The following is a 20,052-nucleotide window of genomic DNA, read 5'->3' on the forward strand; positions in this document are numbered from 1 at the left end:
GGGGAGCAGTTGCTTTTCAATGGTGCGCGGCCATTCCTCTGACAGGGCCGCGGACCCCGTCACCAGGGCGCAGACAGACCCATGACCGTTGGATTCACCACGAGGTCGAAAAGTTCGGAGGTGTTAGAGTGATCGCCGTCACGTACCCCCGGGAGGGGGGTTGACGCACCGTAACGGACCTTCCATCTCTATCCACTTAGAGCCCTATCAATCGCGCCGAAAGTAACTTCTGGGCAACGTGGGTCATATAGGGTCTAGACCGTTTCGTGCGGCGTGTGCCGCTTTTCGTGTTCGTGGAGAGGCGCTCTGTGACCGACATGTCGACATCATCGTCGACCTCGCCGGGTGGGCCGGACTACGAGTGGCTCACTGACGGTGCCCCGCAGGCTGCCCAGCCCCAGGCCGTGACCCGGCAGATGCGTCCGCCTGTACCGCCAGCCGTCCCCCGGCAGGGAAGACCCGTTGCCCCGCCCCCGCCCCAGCCCCAGCCCCAACCGATGGCCGCCCAGCGGCCCGCCCGGCCCCCGGCGCAGCCGCCGGCCGGGATGCGGGTGGGCCAGGCGCCCCGGCCCCGGACCCCGGGTCCCCGGCCGCCGCGCCGCCCCGTGCCTCCGGGCCCCGTGGGCGGCGACACGCTGCGCACCATGGAGGACCTGCCGCCGATGCCGCGGCGGCCCCAGCCGCGCGGCCGCCGGCTCCGGCCGGTCCCCCCGATCCCCGACCCGTCCCCGCTGCTGCCGCAGCCGCCGAACGACGAGGAGAAGTACTCCTACGTCGCCCGGCACCTGTGGGTCATGAACGTCGGTTCGCTGGTCAGCTTCATCTTCCTGGCGATCACCGCGGTCAAGTTCGTCTCGATCAGCGCGCTGTGGCTCGCCGCACCGTTCCTGTTCTTCACGGTGCTCAACTACGTGCTGTCGCTGCGGATCGACCTGTTCAGCAAGAACTTCGACCTCAAGCACCACAAGAAGATCGTCGACAACTGGAAGCCGGACGTCTACCCCAGCGTCGACGTCTTCCTGCCGGTCTGCGGCGAGCCGATCGAGGTGATCCACAACACGTGGACCGCCGTGCGCAGGGTCGTCGAGCACTACCCCGGCAAGGTCGTCCCCTACGTCCTGGACGACGGGGCCAGCCCCGAGCTGGCGGCGATGGCCGCCGACTTCGGGTTCCGCTACGGCTCGCGGCCCAACCAGGGCTGGTACAAGAAGGCCGGCAACCTGCAGTTCGGCTTCCACAGCTCCGACGGCGACTTCATCCTGCTGCTGGACGCCGACTTCGCGCCCCGGCACGACATCCTCGACGAGGTCCTGCCGGTCATGTACGACGAGCCGGACGTCGGCATCGTGCAGACCCCGCAGTTCTTCCGGGTCCTGGACCACCAGACCTGGGTGGAGCGCGGCGCGGGCGCCTCGCAGGAGCTCTTCTACCGTTCGGTCCAGGTGTCGCGGCAGCGCCGCAACGGCTCGATCTGCGTCGGCAGCTGCGCGGTGTACCGCCGCGCCGCCCTGAACGACAACAACGGCACCACGCTCATCGAGCACTCCGAGGACATCCACACCGGCTACGACCTCCAGGTCCTGGGCTGGGGCACCAAGTACGTGCCGATCGCGCTGTCGGCGGGCGTCTGCCCGGACAACCCCGGCGCGTTCCACAACCAGCAGTACCGCTGGTGCATGGGCTCCTTCTCGCTGCTGGGCGCGAAGAAGTTCTGGAAGGCCCCGCTGCCGGTCTCGACGAAGATCTCGTTCTCCGCGGGCATGCTGTACTACCTGCACACCGCGCTGTTCACCTTCGTCGCGCCGATCCTGCCGATCATGATGCTGATCGGCGCCCCGGACCTGATGAACCTCAAGCACATGGTGTGGCTGCTGCCCAGCCTCATCTACGCGACGATCATCTTCCCGGCCTGGCACCGCGCGCCGTTCCGGCTCGAGGCCTGGGCCGTGGGCATGATGCAGGGCTGGGCCCACGTGTTCGCCCTGTGGGACATGGTCCGCGGCCGCGAGATGGGCTGGAAGCCGTCCGGCTCCAGCGGCGTCAAGAAGAACAAGATGCGCCGCGTCATCATCGCCTACGCCGTCTGGAGCGGCGGGTGCTCCATCATCTGGGTCGGCCTGTCCTGCTGGCGCATGGCTACCATGTATCCCCCGGACGTGGCCATGGCACTGAGCACCGCGCTGTTCTACGCGGTCGTGGTGGGCCGGGTGCTCGTGGAGCCCCGTGAATTCCTGAAAGCGGACGAAGACTGATGACTCTCTCTCGCGGCCTGCGGGTCGCCGCTTTCACGCTGGCCGGCGCCCTCGCGCTGGCCGCGTGCGGCGACCCCGCACTGGACCGGGACGCCTACCACGCGGCCGAGAAGGTCGGGGAACTCAAGGCGGTCGACCCGGTCGACATCCGGAAGCTGATCCATCCGGAGAACGAGTACCTCGGCCTCGCCTACGACAACACGATCGACTCGGGCATCGAGCGGATGAACGAGTTCGGCGAGAAGGTCGGCAAGCCGCACAACCTCCTGAAGTACTTCGAGGAGGTCGGCTCGGACTTCAAGGAGAAGGAGAACAAGCGCGTCTGGGAGGCCGGAGCGCTGCCCTTCGCCGACGTCGAGCCGATGGAGGGGACCCTCAAGGACTACATCGACGGCAAGTACGACGACGACATCAGGTCGTACGCCATCGAGGTCAAGGAGTCCAACATCCCGCTGGCCTACTCCTGGGGCCACGAGATGAACGGCTGGTGGTACCCGTGGGGCTTCTGCAGCAGGGGCGGCACGCACATCAACGCGGGCAAGCCCAACGAGAAGCCCAGGGACGAAGAGGACATCGGCATCGCCTGCCAGGGCGAGTCCAAGGAGAACACCGCCGAGGACTTCGCCGCCGCCTGGCGGCACATCCACGACATCTTCACCGAGGTCGGCGCGGGCAACGTGATCTGGGTGTGGAGCCCGAACACGGCCCAGAGCCCGGGCATGCCGGCCATGAAGGACTTCTACCCGGGTGACGAGTACGTCGACTGGATCGGCATCAGCGGCTACATGAACGAGCCGAACCCCCCGACCAAGAAGGACTCCAAGATCTTCCAGAACGTCTTCGGGGATCTTCTGAGAGACCTCAGGAGCTTCACCAAGAAGCCGGTCGTCATCGCTGAGACGGGTTCCACCGCCACCCTGCGCAAGGCGGACGACGTGGTGAACCTCTTCGCCGGGATCCTCTTCGAGAAGAAGACCCTGCCCTTCCTGAGGAAGGGCGACATCGTGGGGTTCGTCTGGTTCGACGTCAAGAAGGAAGAGTTCGGGGAAGTCGTAGATTTCCGGGTCGAGTCACAGCCTGCCGCACTCAAGAAGTACAAGCAGATACTCCAGACCCCGAAGTACGGTAACCACCTCGGCTTTGACCCTAAGCAGCTGATCGATGACAACTGAGACGAGTTTCGACATACGCCCGGACCGGGGCCGTCCCCAGCCGCCGCGGAGGCAGAAGCAGCAGGAGGAGCCCAACAAGTACCGGTCGAACGTCCGCGCGGCCCCCTACCACATCCCCACGGCCCCCCCGATCGCGTGGGCGCCGGGCAACAGCGCGCGCCGCGCCTGGCTGAGCCGGTTCGTCCTGATGGGCCTGCTGCTCCTGCAGGGGCTGCTGTCGTTCCGGCTGACCAACTCCGCCTCCCCGGGCGAGCTGCAGACCCTCCCGGACTTCCGCACCGGTGAGTTCTTCACCGGCTCGGGCCTGTACCCGGCGGTCGCGGACGTCATGTACGGCGCGCTCGGCCTGGGCGGCGTGCGGTTCCTCAGCATGATCTTCATGGTCTGCGCCACCGGGCTGCTGTACTCCTGGAGCACCCGCCTGTTCAACGAGCGGGTGGGCCTGAGCGCCGCGGGCGCCTTCAGCGTCGCCGCGCCGACCCTGGTGCTGGGCGCGCTGGCCACCGAGGACGCATTGTCCCTCCTGCTGCTGGCCGGCGCCGTCTGGCTGGTGGTGCTCAGCCGCAGCGGCCCGCTCTGGCCGGCGATCGCCGCCGGGCCGGTGGCGCTGCTGGCCGTGGTCGTCAAGTACGCGGCGCTGTTCTACCTGCCGTCGGTCCTGCTGCTGGTGGTGCTGGTGTCGTTGCGCCACACCTCGGTCGCGCAGGCGATGGTGCGGGCCGCGTCGCTGGGCGTCGCCTTCCTGATCTCGGCCGTCTACTACATGGTGGCCACCTCGGGCCTGACGACGCCGGAGACGCCGGAGCTGACGGAGCTGTTCCGCGGCTGGTTCAACTGGCTCGGCCTGTTCCTGGCCTTCGGGATCTTCGGCATGGTCATGTACGTGCGCAGGGCCCGCATGGGCGAGGTCCCGAACGGCGCGAGCCCCGACCCCAGCCCGGTGTGGCGCCTGCTGCTGTGCACGGCGTTCCTGCTGCCGGCGCTGCTGTCGCCGCTCCTGCTCATGGCGACCCCGGTCTCCGGCACGTTGTGGCGGCCCGGCCTGGCCTTCGGCGCGCTGCTGGCCGCCGCGATCGTCGGCGTCGGCCTGGTGCGCATGATCGGCGCGCACTTCCGCTTCCCGCAGATCGGCATCATGGCGGCGGTCGCGCTGCTCGCCCTGGGCATGGCCCAGTCGGAGTACGAGTACAAGCTGTGGCCCGACTACGAGAACATCGCCAAGGTGCTGGACGGCGAGGTGGCGGACAAGGGCAGCTACCTGGCCTCCGACCCCCGCACCTTCAGCTTCCACATGGAGAACTACGAGTCGTCCCAGTGGACGGCCATCGCCGACAAACCCATGAACGGCGCCACCGGCCTGGAGGCGGCGCTGCGGAAGGGGACATACGACCTGGTCGTCATCGAGACCCCCACCCGCTCCGACGAGGAGCAGGCGGTGCTCGACCAGCTCGCGAAGGAAGGCCGGTACCGCATGCTGACCGGCGTCCCCTTCCAGCTCGGCTGGGACATCCACACCCACCAGATCTGGATCAAGAATCTGGCGCCCGTGACGTCCAAGCCGGGCCAGTAACTGCTATACCCCCCACCTGGAGCATTCGCTGACATGAAGCCCATCAGACCCCTCATAGCCCTGGCGCTCCCCGCGGTCCTGGCCGCCGGATGCGCGTCGGGCGGCGCCCCCCAGGCCGCCCCCGAGAAGAAGGCCCCGATCGTCATCGACACGGAGGCCAGCGGCCGGGACGTCTACACCGAAGAAGTCCCCCCCGAGCCGATGGCCGTCCAGGCCGAGCCCGCCGGTCCCGAGGCGGAGCCCCCCGCGTCCGAGCCGGTCACCGGCCCGGCGGGCCAGATGGAGGACGACACCACCTCCTCGCGCACCGCCCGCCCCGCCGCCCCGGTCGGCACCAGCGGCGGCAAGGTCGTCTACAACATGAAGCCGCCGAAGAACTTCAAGCGCTACAACGCCCCCGGCGCCTACAACGTCAACAAGCTGATCTACCCCCGGCGGGAGATCTTCGGCGTCTTCACCGACCAGGCGCGCAACCAGATCGCGGACCGCAGGGCGCTGGGCCGCAAGGTCGGCATGCAGCCGAACATGATCAAGAGCTTCTACAACTGGGGCAACGGCTTCGACCCCAACTGGGCGCAGCAGATCTGGGCGCAGGGCGCGATCCCGCAGTACGAGCTCGAGATGACCGACCCCAACGCGGCGACCATCGCCCAGGTGGCGGGGGGCGAGCACGACGAGTTCATCCGCGCCCTGGCCCAGGGCATCCGCCAGGCCAACGTGCCGGTCGTCTTCAGCCCGTGGCACGAGATGAACGGCGACTGGTACGCCTGGGGCTACTGCGGGACGAGGTCCAAGCCGGAGTCCAACGCCTGCCAGGTGAAGAACAAGCCGAGCGACTTCCGGGCCGCCTGGCGCCGCATGCACGACATCTTCAAGGCCGAGGGCGCCACGAACGCCATCTGGCTCTGGCAGACCAACCAGGTCGGCGCCCGGCCGCAGGTGGGCCTGAAGCAGTTCTACCCCGGCAACTCCTACGTGGACTGGCTCGGCACGGTGGGCTACTACTACGGCGAGAAGGGCTGGTACCGCACCTTCAACGAGGTCTTCATGCCGACCATCCGCGCGCTCAAGAAGATCTCCAACAAGCCGATCTTCATTCCCGAGATGGGCATGGACAACTACAACCGTCCCAAGGACATCTACAACTTCCTCTACAACGTGGCGAAGCGTTCGGACGTCATCGGCTTCCTGTGGTTCAGCTACAACAAGCCGACGGAGATAGACTTCCGCATCGACCGGAACGCCGCGTCGACCCGCGCCTTCAAGAAGTACATCCACAAGGCGGCCTTCGGCTTCCACCCCAGGACGCCGCAGAAGATGAAGTACAACGCCAGGACCCACAAGTAACTCTCGCCAGGTGAGGAGGGCAGGCATGAGCGCCCCCGAACCGCTCGGACGCGTGGTCGTGGTGATCCCGACCTACAACGAGCGGCTCAACCTCCCGCTGATCGTGCAGCGGGTCAGGGCGGCGACGCCCGATGCCGACGTGCTGGTCGTCGACGACAACAGCCCGGACGGCACCGGGGACCTGGCCGACTCACTGGCGGCCGAGGACGGGCAGGTGCACGTGCTGCACCGCACGGCCAAGGACGGGCTGGGCGCGGCGTACATCGCCGGGTTCCGCTGGGCCCTGGACCGCGGTTATGACGTCATCGTGGAGATGGACGCCGACGGCTCTCACCGGCCCGAGGAACTGTCCCTGCTCCTGGCGGCGCTGCGTGACGCGGACCTGGCCATCGGTTCGCGGTGGGTGCGCGGCGGCAAGGTGCACAACTGGCCGATGTCCCGCGAGGTGCTCTCTCGCGGCGGCAACACCTACGCCAGGCTCATGCTCGGCATCCCCCTGCACGACGCCACCGCTGGCTATCGTGCGTTCCGCAGCACCGCGCTGGAGAAGATCGGTCTCGACGAGGTCGACTCCCGCGGGTACTGCTTCCAGATCGACATGGCGTTGCGGGCCGTCCGTGCCGGCCTGCACGTCGTGGAGGTCCCGATCAACTTCGTCGAGCGCGAGCTCGGCGTCAGCAAGATGAACGGCAACATCGTGGCCGAGGCGATGTGGCGGGTGACCCGATGGGGCGTCCGCGGCAGGCTCGGCGCGAAGGACCCCCGCTCCTAGGGGCAGCGGCCCCGGATCCCCCCACCAGACCCCCGCCCCCGACCAGCCCACCCGATCGGCCTGGAGGCCTGATGAAGTTCCGGTATCTCGCGGCAACGGCGTTGCCGCTCGCGCTCGTCACCGGGTGCTCGTCGAGTGAGGGCCCGGTGAGCGCCCCCGCCACGACGCCCGCCGCGCAGGCCACGGAAGCGCACCCGCCGGGAAGGACCGGCGGGCAGGACACCGAGACGGCCCGCGCGCCCAAGCGCGACTACCTCGGCATCTATGTCGAGGGCAAGTACAAGAACAAGCCGGGCCCGCAGGCGAACCTCTTCAAGAAGAGGGTGGGGCGCAAGCCGAACATCGCCAAGTTCTTCCACGCCTGGCCCTCGGGCTTCCCGGCGGACTGGGCGAAGGCGGCGTGGAAGGCCGGCGCGCTGCCGCAGCTGGAGATCGAGCCGCACGGCGTCGGCACGATCGAGGCGATCGCCGACGGCGAGAGCGACGACGTCATCCGCACCTACGCCCAGCAGGTCAAGGCCGCCGGGGTCCCGATCTCGATCAGCTTCGCGCACGAGATGAACGGCTACTGGTACGACTGGGGCACCAAGAACACCAAGCCCGCGACGTTCGTGAAGGCGTGGCGCCACATGCACGACCTCTTCGAGGAGGAGGGCGCCACCGACGTCAAGTGGCTGTGGACGCCGAACGTCGTCTACCCGATGCCGAAGGTCAAGCTCAAGCAGTACTACCCGGGCAACGCCTACGTCGACTGGGTGGGCGTGATCGGCTACTACCGCAAGAACCAGAAGACCCCGACCTTCAAGTGGATCTTCGAGCCGACGATCAAGCAGATCAAGAAGTTCTCCAAGAAGCCGATCCTCATCGCCGAGACGGGCGTCCAGACGGGTCCGGGCCGTGACAAGAAGATCACGGAACTGGTCAAGACGGTCGCTAAGCGTAAGGACATCATCGGTCTCATCTGGTTCAACATGGACAAGAGGAAGACCGAGAAGGCGGATTACCGTCTGGAAGCCAACAAGTCGTCGCTGAAGACGTTCCGCTCCCTCGTCACCAAGTACTCTTTCGGTCGCTCCTGACGATCGAGAGAGAATGACCACATGACCGAGCTGCTGCGGCTGGACAACCCGATACGGACCTACGACTGGGGTTCTCGCGACGTCCTGGCGGGGCTGCTCGGCAGGCCGGCGCCCAGCGCCGGTCCGGAGGCCGAACTGTGGATCGGCGCGCACCCCGGCGATCCGTCCCGGATCGCCGGGGAGGGCTCGCTGCTGGAGCGCATCGACCGTGACCCGCTCCGGATGCTCGGTCCCGGAGTCGACCGCCTGCCCTTCCTGCTGAAGGTGCTGGCGGTCGACGCCCCGCTGTCCCTGCAGGTGCACCCGGACGGCGGGCAGGCGGCCGAGGGGTTCGCGCGGGAGGAGTCGTGCGGGCTCCCCGCGGGCGACCCCAAGCGCTGCTACCACGACGACTGGCCGAAGCCGGAGCTCGTCTACGCGGTCACCGACTTCGAGGCGCTGTGCGGGTTCCGCCCGGTCGCGGCGGCGGCCGAGGGGCTGCGCGCGCTGGGCGGCCCCCGGCTGGCCGAGGTGGCGCGGGTGGCGGAGTCCGGCGGCCCGCGCGAGGCGCTGGAGCTGTTGTCGAACTGGCCCGCGCACGACCGCGCCGACCTCGTCGGCGAGGTGCTCGCGGGCGGCGGCTGGATGGAGCTGCTGGCCCGCCGCTATCCCCAGGACCCCGGCGTGGTCACCGCGCTGCTGCTCAACCGGGTCGTGCTGCGGCCCGGCCAGGCGCTGTTCGCCAGGCCCCGCACCATCCACGCCTACCTGCGGGGCACGGGCGTGGAGATCATGGCCAGTTCCGACAACGTGCTGCGCGGCGGCCTGACCCCCAAGCACATCGACCTGCCCGAGCTGCTCACCGTCACCGACTTCACCCCGGGCCTGCCGGAACTGGTCTCCCCGGTGCCGATGGCCGGGGGAGAGGACCTCTACCCGGCGCCGGTCACCCAGTTCCAGCTGACCCGGTTGCGGCCCGCTCCGGCGGTGGAGGCGGCCGAGCCGGGGCCGGGAGCGCTGCTGTGCCTGGAGGGCGAGCTGACGGTGGAGCGCGGCGCGTGCCGCGAGCGGCTGCGCAGCGGCGAGGCGCTCTTCATCCCGCACCAGGGCGGTCCGCTGCGGGTCACCGGGAACGGTCTGGGTTTCCGCGCGGCGGTGCCCTGCTGATCGCCTCAGCGGCCTGACGAGGGATTTGACGAATTCGTGTCCTCGCCGTGATCTGTTGCATTCGGGACACGTTCTACAGCCTGTCGTTGAGCCGCTGGTAACATCCGTTTCATTGATAAATCCGGCACCAGGGTCTTCCCGGGTGCGGCTCTTGCGCCGAACGCCTACGTATCCCACGTAGTGCTCAGGATGGTGACTGGCGTCACATTCTGGGGTCGGATCATAATATTTGCCCGTTCACGACAACCTTGGGCCCACTTCGCGCATCTAAGCGGCGTGGCGCTTTTTGGTTCTGAAGGGCATGGAGCGTCGTTTGGGATCCACGGCAGATCGAAGGGGGTAGCCGGCTGTGTTCTCCGGTGTCGGCGAGCAGCAGGTCAGCGTGCTGACCGGTCCGAAGGTCGAGCCGTGGGCCGGTACATGCCCTTCGTCGTCCGCTAGGCGCGGATGCCGTCCGCTGCCGCCCCGTTCCATGTCGGGTGATGAGTTTTGACACGCAACAAGATCATCGCGTTCGTCGCCGCGGGAGTCCTGGCCGTGGCCGCCATCGTCGGCGGCGTCGTCCTGTTCCGCGGCGGAGGCGATGACGACAAGTCCGCCGACGCCAAGAAGACGGTGAAGGTCGAGGAGGTGCCGGCCGAGAGGCTCCCGGGGGAGACCGAGACCGCCGAACCCGAGCCGCTCGCCCCCGAGGTCGACATGACGACCCCTGCCGCGCAGCCCTCCTCCTCTTCCTCCTCCGCGCCTTCGCCCGGCGTCGACGACGCCACCGACACCCTCGCGGTGCCCGAGAACGTCGACGGATGCGATCACGCCTACGGCGCCACCATATGCGTTCCCTGGTCCTTCCCCTCCGCGGTCGACACGCAGAAGGAGAAGTGCGCCTGGCTCAAGCAGCGCGGCTTCGACCACCTGCCCGTCCCCGGCCGCGACCGGCACGGATTGGACCCGGACAAAAACAAGATGGCTTGCGACAACTGAACGTTTGGTTGGGGGTTTCCACCAATGAAGTTCCAGCGCTCCAAGGCCGCAGCGGTACTGTGCGCCTCCGTTATGGGAGCGACCGTCCTTCCGGGTCTGGCCTCGTCGGCCATGGCCGCGCCGACCGGGAAGGTGCAGAACCCGGGTTTCGAGAAGGCCAAGGGAGGTTTCCCCTCCTGTTGGACCCGTTTCACCACCGGTAACAACGCCGGCACCATCGACCCGGTGAACGACGGCCGCAGCAAGCGCGGCGTCGCGGTGAACGTGACCCAGTACGCCAGCGGTGCCAAGGCCGTGGTGCAGACGGCGGGCTGCGCGCTCAAGGTGCAGCAGGGCCGCCGCTACGACCTCGAGCTGTCCTACAAGAGCACCTCCGGCAAGGTCGCCGTGATGCTCTTCCGGCAGAAGGCCAACGGCAAGTGGGTGAAGTGGAAGTACATGCCCTACCTGCCGGCCTCCAGGAAGTTCCGCCTGGCGGTGGCGCGCACCCCGGCCGTGCCCAAGGGCACCAAGGCCGTGCGGTTCGCCATGGGGCTGGCCGACGTCGGCCGCCTGGTGACCGACAACTACAAGTTCAAGGCGGCCAGCGGCAAGGCCCGCTGCGTGGGTTCGGAGTGCACCAAGGGCCACTGGGTCGTGAACGACTTCGGCAACGGGGGCGTGCGCGCGATCCACAGCGTGATGCTGCACAACGGCAAGGTCCTGCTCATCGCGGGCTCCGGCAACGGCAACAACCGCTTCAACCGCGGTGAGTTCGTGACCTGGCTGTACAACCCGAAGAACAACAAGTTCAAGAGCATCCCGACGCCGTACGACATGTTCTGCGCCGGCCACGTGCAGCTCCCCGACGGCCGGGTGCTCGTCATGAGCGGCACCGAGGAGTACGCGCAGTACAACGCCGCCGGCCAGGAGACGCTGGGCTGGATCGGGTCGAAGAAGTCCTACATCTTCAACCCCAAGACCGAGCAGTACCAGCCGGCCAACGACCTCATCGACGGCCACTGGTACCCGTCGGCGACGGCGCTGGGCAACGGCGACGTCTACTCCGTCGGCGGCTACGCGGCCGAGCGCACCGCGCAGGGCGGCAACAAGATCTCGCTGGTGGCCGAGCGCTTCTCCTGGAGGCAGGGGCGCTGGCTGAACGCCAACGAGGTCGCCCAGCCGAACATCAACTGGGCCACCTACCCGTCGCTGATCCTCACCGGCGGCGGCCAGCTGTTCTACAACGGCAGCAGCGTCTTCGGCCACCCGGTGTACGGCAACGGCGACCTGCGCGGTCCCGGCTTCCTCAACCCCAACACCGGGGCCTGGCGCGCGCTCGGGAACAACGGCGGGCTGCGCAAGCCCAAGTCGCGTGACATGTCGGCCTCCCTGCTGCTGCCCCCGGCGCAGGACCAGCGGGTCATGGTCATCGGCGGCAAGAACTTCTCGGGCGACCCCAACGACCCCGAGGCCGGCCAGAACGCCATCCGCGACACCGACGTCATCGACCTGAAGCGCAAGCTGAAGGCCCGCTTCCAGCCGGGTCCGAACCTCAACCAGGGTCCGGTGAACGTCGGCGGCATGGAGCCCGCCAACCAGCAGTTCGTGCCGCAGCAGGGCAACTCCGGCAAGACGTACGTGTCGGCGGTGATCCTGCCCGACGGCACCGTCTTCGAGACCGGCGGTTCGCAGACCGCGCGCTTCGAGCACGTGCACGAGGCGTCGATCCTCAACCCGCGCAACAAGAAGCCGTCCCAGATGAAGTGGAAGAAGGTCGCGGCCGACCCGGTGTCGCGCACCTACCACAGCACGGCGGTCCTGCTGGACGACGGCCGGGTCCTGACGGCCGGCAGCAACCCCGGCAACCTGGGCGCGGACGGTGACAGCTACTACGACACCCGCATCTCCATCTACTACCCGCCGTACATGTACAAGGACAACGCCGGCCGGCCGAAGATCACCGCGCTGCCCAAGCGGGGCGGCAAGAAGCTGGGCTGGAGCTACGGCTCCAAGCCGGTGATCAAGGCCGACAGCAGGGTGGTCCGAGCCTCCCTGATCCGCCCGGTCGCGGTGACCCACTCCTCCGACCCCAACCAGCGGTCGGTGGACCTGCCGGTCAGGTCGCTGGGCGGCGGCCGGTACCAGCTGGGCGTGACCAAGAACCCCAACATGGCGCCCCCCGGCTGGTACATGCTCAACATCGTGGACGGCTCCGGCATCCCCTCCGCCTCGAAGTGGATTCACCTCGGCTGAAACACGGCAAAACGGTCATTAATTGACCTACTGCGCCATTCATGCATTAAGCATGAATGGCGCTTTTTTTATTCCGCATGCAAGGTCGGAGTCCGGTTCTCTGGCGGTAATGAGTTTTAGCCCGCATGGTTGGGATCAGTAGTTAAACAAGGTCGCTTGCGATGACTGACCGTGTTGGGAGAGTAGGCGATGAAATTCCGACGCTCCAGGACATCCGTCGTGCTGGGCGCGTCCCTGCTGGGGACGGCGATCCTGCCGGGGTCGGCCGACCCGGCCCTGTCCGAACCCGCGGCGCGCGTCCAGAACCCCGGCTTCGAACGGCTCTCCGGCGGGTTCCCCGCGTGCTGGACCCGGCTGGCCGCCGGGGGCGCCAAGGGCCGGGTGCGGGCGGTGGACCGGCGGGGCGGGCGCGCGGTGGAGGTGAAGGTCACCCGGCACGTCCGCGGGGTCCTGGCCGCCGTCCAGAAACCGGACTGCGCCGTCAAGGTGCGACCGGGCGGGCGCTACGACCTGGGACTGTCCTACCGGAGCACCTCGGGAAAGGTCCGGGTCGTGCTGCTGCGCCGGAAGGGCGACCGGTGGGTGCGCTGGCACTCCTTCCCCCTCCTGCCGGGTTCGAAGAAGGACAGGGCGGCGTCCCTGCGCACGCCCGTCGTGCCGGAGGGCATCCGGGAGGTCCGGGTCGGGATCGGCCTGGAGGGCAGGGGGACGCTGGTCACCGACGACCACGGGATGCGGCCGGCCCGGGGGAGGGCCCGCTGCACCGGCCCCGAGTGCGCCAAGGGCCACTGGACCGTGCACGGCTTCGGCGACGGGGGCGTGCGCGCGATCCACAGCGTGCTGCTGCACAGCGGCAAGGTCCTGCTCATCGCCGGTTCCGGCAACAGCTCCAAACGCTTCAAGAAAGGCCGGTTCGTCACGAAGGTCTACGACCCGGGGAACAACACGTTCAAGAGCGTCCCGACGCCGTACGACATGTTCTGCGCCGGCCACGTGCAGCTGCCGGACGGCCGGGTGCTCGTGGTCAGCGGCACCGCCGCGTACGCCAGGAACGAGGAGGGGCGGACGGCCACCGGCTGGACCGGGTCGCGCAAGTCCTACGTCTTCGATCCGCGGACCGAGCGCTACACCAGGGTCAACGACCTGAACGACGGCCACTGGTACCCGTCGGCGACGGCGCTGGCCAACGGCGACGTCTATGCCGCGGGAGGCTACGCGGCGACCCTCACCGAGAACGGCGCCAACCGGGTCTCGACGGTCGCCGAACGCTTCTCGTGGCGGGAGGGCCGCTGGCTGGACGAGGCCGAGATCGCCCAGCCCGGCATCAACTGGGCCACCTACCCGTCCCTGATCCTCGCGGGCAACGGCCATCTCTTCTACAGCGGCACCAGCGTCTTCGGCCACCCGCTGAACGCCGACGGCTCGCTGCGCGGTCCGGGCTTCCTCGATCCGGACACCGGCGGCTGGCTTCCGCTGGCGGACGACGGGGGACTGCGGCAGCCCGAGGCGCGCGACATGTCGGCCAGCCTGCTGCTGCCCCCGGCGCAGGACCAGCGGGTCATGGTCGCCGGCGGCAAGGACTTCTCCGCCACCGGCAAGTACGCGATCCGCCGGACCGACGTCATCGACCTGAAGAAGGGAGCGGACGCCCGGTACGAGGCGGGCCCGGACCTGCCGCGCGGCCGGGTCAACATGGGCGGGGTGAAGGAGGGCATGCAGCGTTTCAGGCCGCAGCCCGCCAAGGCAGGCAAGACGTACGTGTCGGCGGTGATCCTGCCCGACGGCACCGTCCTGGAGACCGGAGGCTCCCAGCGGGTGCGCCTGGAGCACGTCCACGAGGCCTCGATCCTCGACCCCGAGGGCAAGGCGCCCTCCCGCATGAAGTGGAGACCGGTCGCCGCGGACCCGGTGTCGCGGACCTACCACAACACCGCCGTCCTGCTCCCGGACGGCCGGGTGCTGGCCGCGGGCAGCAACCCCGGCAACGCGGGCCCGGACGGCGAGAGCTACTTCGACACCCGCATCTCGATCTACCACCCGCCGTACCTGTACAAGGAGGGCGGCGCGCGGCCGCGGATCACCGCGGTGCCCAAGGGCTGGTCCTACGGCTCCCGACCGGTCATCACCACCGACACCGCGATCACCGGGGCGGCACTGGTGCGTCCGGTCGCGGTGACCCACTCCTCCGACCCCAACCAGCGGCTGGTCCGGCTGCCGGTGAGCCCGCTGGGCGGCGGCAGGTACCGCCTTCAGATGGACAGGCGCCCGGCCATGGCGCCGCCCGGCTGGTACATGCTGTTCGTCACCACGAAGAGCGGCGTTCCCTCACCCGCGCAGTGGGTGCACCTGAATTGAGATCAAACGGTTATCTGGGGTGTCCGACTTGTTTTTCGGATGAGGTATCCATGCCGCATGACGTTTTTGTTCCCCCGTTCCCGGGCGACCGCCGTCCTGTGCGCGTCCGTCGTCGGCGTGACGGTCGTGCCCGGCCTGGCGTCGTCGGCCATGGCCGCGCCGACCGGCAAGGTGCAGAACCCGGGTTTTGAGAAGGTCTCGGGAGGTTTTCCCTCCTGCTGGACCCGTTTCACCACGGGGAAGAACACCGGGACCGTCAAGGTGGTGAACGACGGGAGGGGCGGCAGGCGCGCCGTCTCGGTCAACGTCACCCAGCGGAACAGCGGCTCCAAGGCGGTCGTGCAGACGGCGGGGTGCGCGCTCAAGGTGCAGCCGGGCCGCCGCTACGACCTCGAGCTGTCCTACAAGAGCACCTCCGGCAAGGCCGCGGTGACGCTCTTCCGGCAGAAGGCCAACGGCAAGTGGGTGAAGTGGCATGCCCAGCCGTACCTGCCGGCCTCCAAGAAGTACCGCCTCGCGGTGGCGCGCACCCCGATCGTGCCCAAGGGCACCAAGGCCGTGCGGTTCGCGATGGTCCTGGAGGACGTCGGCACGCTGGTGACCGACAACTACAAGTTCAAGGCGGCCAGCGGCAAGGCCCGCTGCGTGGGCTCGGAGTGCACCAAGGGCCACTGGGTCGTGAACGACTTCGGCAACGGGGGCGTGCGCGCGATCCACAGCGTGATGCTGCACAACGGCAAGGTCCTGCTCATCGCGGGCTCGGGCAACGGTGACAAGCGCTTCGGCCGCGGCGAGTTCCGGACGTGGCTGTACAACCCGAAGAACAACACCTTCAGGAACATCCCGACGCCGTACGACATGTTCTGCGCCGGGCACGTGCAGCTCCCCGACGGCAGGGTGCTGGTGGTCAGCGGCACCGAGGAGTACGCGCAGTACGCCGGGGGCCAGGAGACGATGGGCTGGATCGGGTCGAAGAAGTCCTACATCTTCGATCCCCGGACCAACCGCTACGTCAAGGCCAACGACCTCATCGACGGCCACTGGTACCCGTCGGCGACGGCGCTGGGCAACGGCGACGTCTACTCCGTCGGCGGCTACGCGGCCCAGCGCAACGCGCAGGGCGGGAACCTCATCTCGCCGGTCGCCGAGCGCTACTCCTGGAGGCAGGGGCGCTGGCTGAACGCCAACGAGGTCGCCCAGCCGAACATCAACTGGGCCACCTACCCGTCGCTGGTCCTCGCCCAGGACGGACGCCTGTTCTACAACGGCAGCAGCGTCTTCGGCCACCCGGTGTACGCGAACGGAGACCTGCGCGGTCCCGGCTTCCTCGACCCCGGCACCGGCGCCTGGGGCGCGCTGCCGAACAACGGCGGGCTGCGCAGGCCCGAGGCCCGCGACATGTCGGCGGGCCTGCTGCTGCCCCCGGCGCAGGACCAGCGGGTCATGGTCATCGGCGGCAAGAACTTCACCACCGGCGAGTACGCGCTCCGCTACACCGACGTCATCAACCTCAAGCAGGCGAACCCGCGCTTCCAGGCGGGCCCGAACCTGCCGAACGGCCAGGTCAACGCGGGCCCGGTCCAGGCGCCGCAGTTCGCCCCGCAGCCCGCCCAGGCGGGCAAGACGTACGTGTCGGCGGTCATCCTGGCCGACGGCACCGTCTTCGAGACCGGCGGCTCCCAGATGGCCCGGACGGAGCACGTGCACGAGGCGTCGATCCTCGACCCGAAGAACAAGACGGCGGCCCAGATGAGGTGGAAGCCGGTCGCCGCCGACCCGGTGTCGCGCACCTACCACAACACCGCCGTCCTGCTGGACGACGGCAGGGTCCTGGCCGCGGGCAGCAACCCCGACTACCCCGCCGCCGACGGGGACAGCTACTTCGACACCCGCATCTCGATCTACCACCCGCCGTACCTGTACAAGGAGGGCGGCGCGCGGCCGCGGATCACCGCGGTGCCCAAGGGCTGGTCCTACGGCTCCCGGCCGGTCATCACCACCGACGCGAAGATCACCAGGGCGTCCCTGCTCCGCCCGGTCGCGGTGACCCACTCCTCCGACCCCAACCAGCGCCTGGTCAACGTGCCGGTGAAGGCGCTGGGCGGCGGCAGGTACCGCCTCCAGATGGACAAGCGCCCGAACATGGCGCCCCCCGGCTGGTACATGCTCTCGGTCACCACCGGGTCGGGCGTCCCCTCGCCCGCCCAGTGGGTCCACGTGGGCTGAGGCGCTAGGGCCGGGCGGCGCGCCGCCGCCACCACCAGGCGGCCGCGCCGATCCCGACGAGGACGGGCAGGCCCAGCAGCAGGAAGCGGATCGGCCCGGCGGACTCCTCCTCCTCGCGCGGCGCGGCGGTGGGCGCGGGCTCGGAGGCCGACGGCGCCGGCGCGGCCGGGCCGACGTCCAGGGCGAACTCGTTGGTGCGCAGGCCCGTGCCGTTGCGGGTCACCTCGAAGCCGGCCTGCACCCTGCACAGGTAGGCCTCCCGGCTCTGGAACCCGCGGGCGACGGCGTCGTCGGCGAACGGCTTGAGGGCGAAGTCCTCGATCCGGTTCGTCGACTCGCGCATGTCGTAGATGAGGCCGACCTGGCCGGTGGGCCCGGTGAACCGGTACAGGTCGTAGACCCGGTCGCCCACCGTGACGCCGTCGGCGACCTTCCACTCGGGGGACGGGTCGATGCCCGGGCTGGTCAGCCAGATCATGATCTCCAGGGCCCCGCCGTTGGCGACGATGTGGGGCGTGGTGGAGCGGCAGGCCGCCTGGTCGGGGTGGTACCAGATGTCGTAGGAGGCGTTGTAGTCGCCTTCGGCCGGGGTGATGTCCCAGGTGGTGCGGATGTCCTGCGGCGCGTCCACGCGCAGCGGCAGCCGCTCCTCGGCGATGGACGTGCCGATGTTGGGGTAGGCGCCGGGCGGCGCGCCGTTCTGCAGCGTGCTCCAGTCCAGGGTGCTGCGGCTGACCGTCCAGGAGGTGCCCTCGCCGAAGGTGACGCAGATCTCACCGTGGGAGTTCCACCTGTTGGCCTGGACCGCGTAGCCGCCCTCGACGAATCCGGGCTCGCCGGTGTTGCAGCGCTCCTCGAGCGCCCGCGCCTGCGCGCCCGGCACCGTCACCAGCGACGAGAGCAGCGCGGCTCCGGTCAGTACCCCCAGCAGGCTCTTCAATGCGTCTTTCCTCTCCCCGAAAGCCCCCATAGAAGCACATCTCACCTGCGGAAGACGGGTGGATCACAGCTTCCGCGTTTCGTTAACGCACGAGGAATCTGCTACGTTTCCACCATGCTGTATGGCCTGCTCCTCCTTAGCGGCCGCGACGAGGCCTAAAAGGCCGGCTTCCTCGTCGCGGTGCTGAGTGTCGCCTGTCGGCCGCGAGCCGGACCACTCACACAGGAATCCAGGAGCAGGGGAATCCCATGAACGACCAGAATCCCAGCGGCATGCCCTTCGGCAGGTACCAGCCCTTCCAGCCGGTCAGGCTGAGCGACCGTACCTGGCCCGACAAGGTGATCACCCAGGCGCCGCGCTGGTGCGCGGTGGACCTGCGCGACGGCAACCAGGCCCTGATCGACCCGATGGACGGCCCGCGCAAGCTGAAGATGTTCGAGCTGCTGGTGCGGATGGGCTACAAGGAGATCGAGGTCGGCTTCCCGGCGGCCAGCCAGACCGACTTCGACTTCGTCCGCCAGATCATCGACGAGGGCCGGATCCCCGACGACGTGGTGATCCAGGTGCTGACCCAGGCGCGGCCCGAGCTGATCCAGCGCACCTTCGAGGCGCTGGAGGGGTCGAAGCAGGCGATCGTCCACCTGTACAACTCCACCTCCACGCTGCAGCGCCGGGTGGTCTTCGGCCAGGACAGGGACGGCATCACCGCCATCGCGGTCGAGGGCGCCGAGCTGTGCAGGAAGCTGGCCGCCGAGACCGACACCGAGATCTTCTTCGAGTACTCGCCGGAGTCGTTCACCGGCACCGAGCTGGAGTACGCGGTCGAGGTCTGCAACGCCGTCAACGAGGTGTGGCGGCCCACCCCCGAGCGCAAGGTGATCATCAACCTGCCGGCCACGGTGGAGATGGCGACCCCGAACATCTACGCCGACCAGATCGAGTGGATGAACCGGCACCTGGAGCACCGCGACTCCATCGTCCTGTCGCTGCACCCGCACAACGACCGGGGCACCGCGGTGGCCGCCGCCGAGCTGGGCTACCTGGCCGGCGCCGACCGCATCGAGGGCTGCCTGTTCGGCAACGGCGAGCGCACCGGCAACGTCTGCCTGGTCACCCTGGGCCTGAACCTGTTCACGCAGGGCGTCGACCCGCAGATCGACTTCTCCGACATCGACGAGATCCGCCGCACCGTCGAGTACTGCAACCAGCTGCCGGTGCACGAGCGCCACCCCTACGGCGGCGACCTGGTCTACACCGCCTTCTCCGGCTCCCACCAGGACGCCATCAAGAAGGGCTTCGACCATTTGGAGCGCGACGCCGCCGCGGCGGGCGTGCCGGTCGGGGAGTTCACCTGGCAGGTGCCCTACCTGCCGATCGACCCCAAGGACGTGGGCCGCACCTACGAGGCGGTCATCCGGGTCAACAGCCAGTCCGGCAAGGGCGGCGTGGCCTACATCATGAAGACCGAGCACTCCCTGGACCTGCCGCGCAAGCTGCAGATCGACTTCTCGCGGGTGGTGCAGGAGCGCACCGACGGCGAGGGCGGCGAGGTCACCGCCGAGGAGATGTGGCGGATCTTCGAGCGGGAGTACCTGTCGGGCGGCCCGCGCATCGGGCTGCTGGCCCACCGCACCTCCTCGCGGGTCGACGAGAAGGACCTCATCAACTGCGACGTCCGCGTCGACGGTGAGATCCGGGAGATCCAGGGCATCGGCAACGGGCCGATCAGCGCCTTCGTGGACGCGCTGGCCCCGGTGGGCGTCGAGGTCAAGGTGCTGGACTACCACGAGCACGCGATGAGCTCCGGCGGCGACGCCAAGGCCGCCGCCTACGTCGAGTGCCAGGTCGAGGGAAAGACCCTGTGGGGCGCCGGGGTGGACGCCAACATCGTCACCGCGTCCCTGAAGGCCGTGCTGTCCGCGGTGAACCGCGCCGCGAGGTAGGGCCCGGGACGCGAAGGCCCCCGCAGGCGATGAT

The 20,052-nt window shown here is 68.7% G+C and carries 13 protein-coding genes; 12 read left to right on the forward strand and 1 reads right to left on the reverse strand.

The genetic code is table 11. The features are described 5' to 3' along the window. The first annotated feature begins 497 nt into the window (after positions 1–497). The 11 genes from C2865_RS10915 (at position 498) to C2865_RS10965 (ending at position 17,135) form a co-directional block, all read left to right on the forward strand. A complete protein-coding gene (locus tag C2865_RS10915; RefSeq protein ID WP_232835512.1) occupies positions 498–2,252 on the forward strand; it encodes a glycosyltransferase family 2 protein in 1,755 nt (584 codons plus the stop codon). Continuing rightward, entirely contained in the window at positions 2,252–3,424 is a 1,173-nt protein-coding gene (locus C2865_RS10920; protein WP_106398230.1) for a glycoside hydrolase family 26 protein, read from the forward strand. Before C2865_RS10915 ends, C2865_RS10920 begins: the two co-directional genes overlap by 1 nt. Then, on the forward strand, positions 3,414–4,994 hold the full coding sequence (locus tag C2865_RS10925; RefSeq protein ID WP_106398231.1) for a glycosyltransferase family 39 protein: 1,581 nt from the start codon (positions 3,414–3,416) through the stop codon (positions 4,992–4,994). The genes C2865_RS10920 and C2865_RS10925 overlap by 11 nt, the downstream gene beginning before the upstream one ends. A 33-nt stretch (positions 4,995–5,027) precedes the next feature. Further along, a complete protein-coding gene (locus C2865_RS10930) occupies positions 5,028–6,341 on the forward strand; it encodes a glycosyl hydrolase (protein ID WP_106398232.1) in 1,314 nt (437 codons plus the stop codon). 25 nt (positions 6,342–6,366) lie between these two features. Further along, positions 6,367–7,113 (forward strand): polyprenol monophosphomannose synthase, encoded by a 747-nt coding sequence (locus C2865_RS10935; RefSeq protein ID WP_106398233.1) that lies wholly within the window; start codon positions 6,367–6,369, stop codon positions 7,111–7,113. 71 nt (positions 7,114–7,184) lie between these two features. After that, on the forward strand, positions 7,185–8,192 hold the full coding sequence (locus C2865_RS10940) for a glycoside hydrolase family 26 protein (protein WP_157963657.1): 1,008 nt from the start codon (positions 7,185–7,187) through the stop codon (positions 8,190–8,192). Between the two features lie 21 nt (positions 8,193–8,213). Continuing rightward, positions 8,214–9,338: a mannose-6-phosphate isomerase, class I gene (gene manA / locus C2865_RS10945; RefSeq protein WP_106398235.1), complete on the forward strand. Its 1,125-nt coding sequence runs from the start codon at positions 8,214–8,216 to the stop codon at positions 9,336–9,338. Positions 9,339–9,827: 489 nt separating this feature from the next. Further along, positions 9,828–10,319: a hypothetical protein gene (locus C2865_RS10950; protein WP_106398236.1), complete on the forward strand. Its 492-nt coding sequence runs from the start codon at positions 9,828–9,830 to the stop codon at positions 10,317–10,319. 24 nt (positions 10,320–10,343) lie between these two features. After that, positions 10,344–12,554, forward strand: a complete 2,211-nt coding sequence (locus C2865_RS10955) for a galactose oxidase early set domain-containing protein (protein WP_106398237.1) — start codon at positions 10,344–10,346, stop codon at positions 12,552–12,554. A gap of 189 nt (positions 12,555–12,743) precedes the next feature. Continuing rightward, the gene (locus C2865_RS10960) at positions 12,744–14,909 is read left to right on the forward strand and encodes a galactose oxidase early set domain-containing protein (RefSeq protein WP_157963658.1); all 2,166 of its coding nucleotides are present in this window, start codon (positions 12,744–12,746) and stop codon (positions 14,907–14,909) included. A 57-nt stretch (positions 14,910–14,966) separates the two neighbouring features. Then, positions 14,967–17,135 (forward strand): galactose oxidase early set domain-containing protein, encoded by a 2,169-nt coding sequence (locus C2865_RS10965; RefSeq protein ID WP_157963659.1) that lies wholly within the window; start codon positions 14,967–14,969, stop codon positions 17,133–17,135. Positions 17,136–17,139: 4 nt separating this feature from the next. Here C2865_RS10965 and C2865_RS10970 read toward each other — a convergent pair whose 3' ends face one another. After that, positions 17,140–18,075 carry a GH12 family glycosyl hydrolase domain-containing protein gene (locus C2865_RS10970; protein WP_157963660.1) on the reverse strand — a complete coding sequence of 312 codons (936 nt, stop codon included), beginning with the start codon at positions 18,073–18,075 and terminating at the stop codon, positions 17,140–17,142. Positions 18,076–18,323: 248 nt separating this feature from the next. Here C2865_RS10970 and leuA point away from each other — a divergent pair, with 248 nt between their 5' ends. Next, positions 18,324–20,018 carry a 2-isopropylmalate synthase gene (gene leuA / locus C2865_RS10975; RefSeq protein WP_106398241.1) on the forward strand — a complete coding sequence of 565 codons (1,695 nt, stop codon included), beginning with the start codon at positions 18,324–18,326 and terminating at the stop codon, positions 20,016–20,018. Positions 20,019–20,052: the final 34 nt, after the last annotated feature.

Source organism: Actinocorallia populi (genome assembly GCF_002995495.1).
GTDB lineage: Bacteria > Actinomycetota > Actinomycetes > Streptosporangiales > Streptosporangiaceae > Actinocorallia > Actinocorallia populi.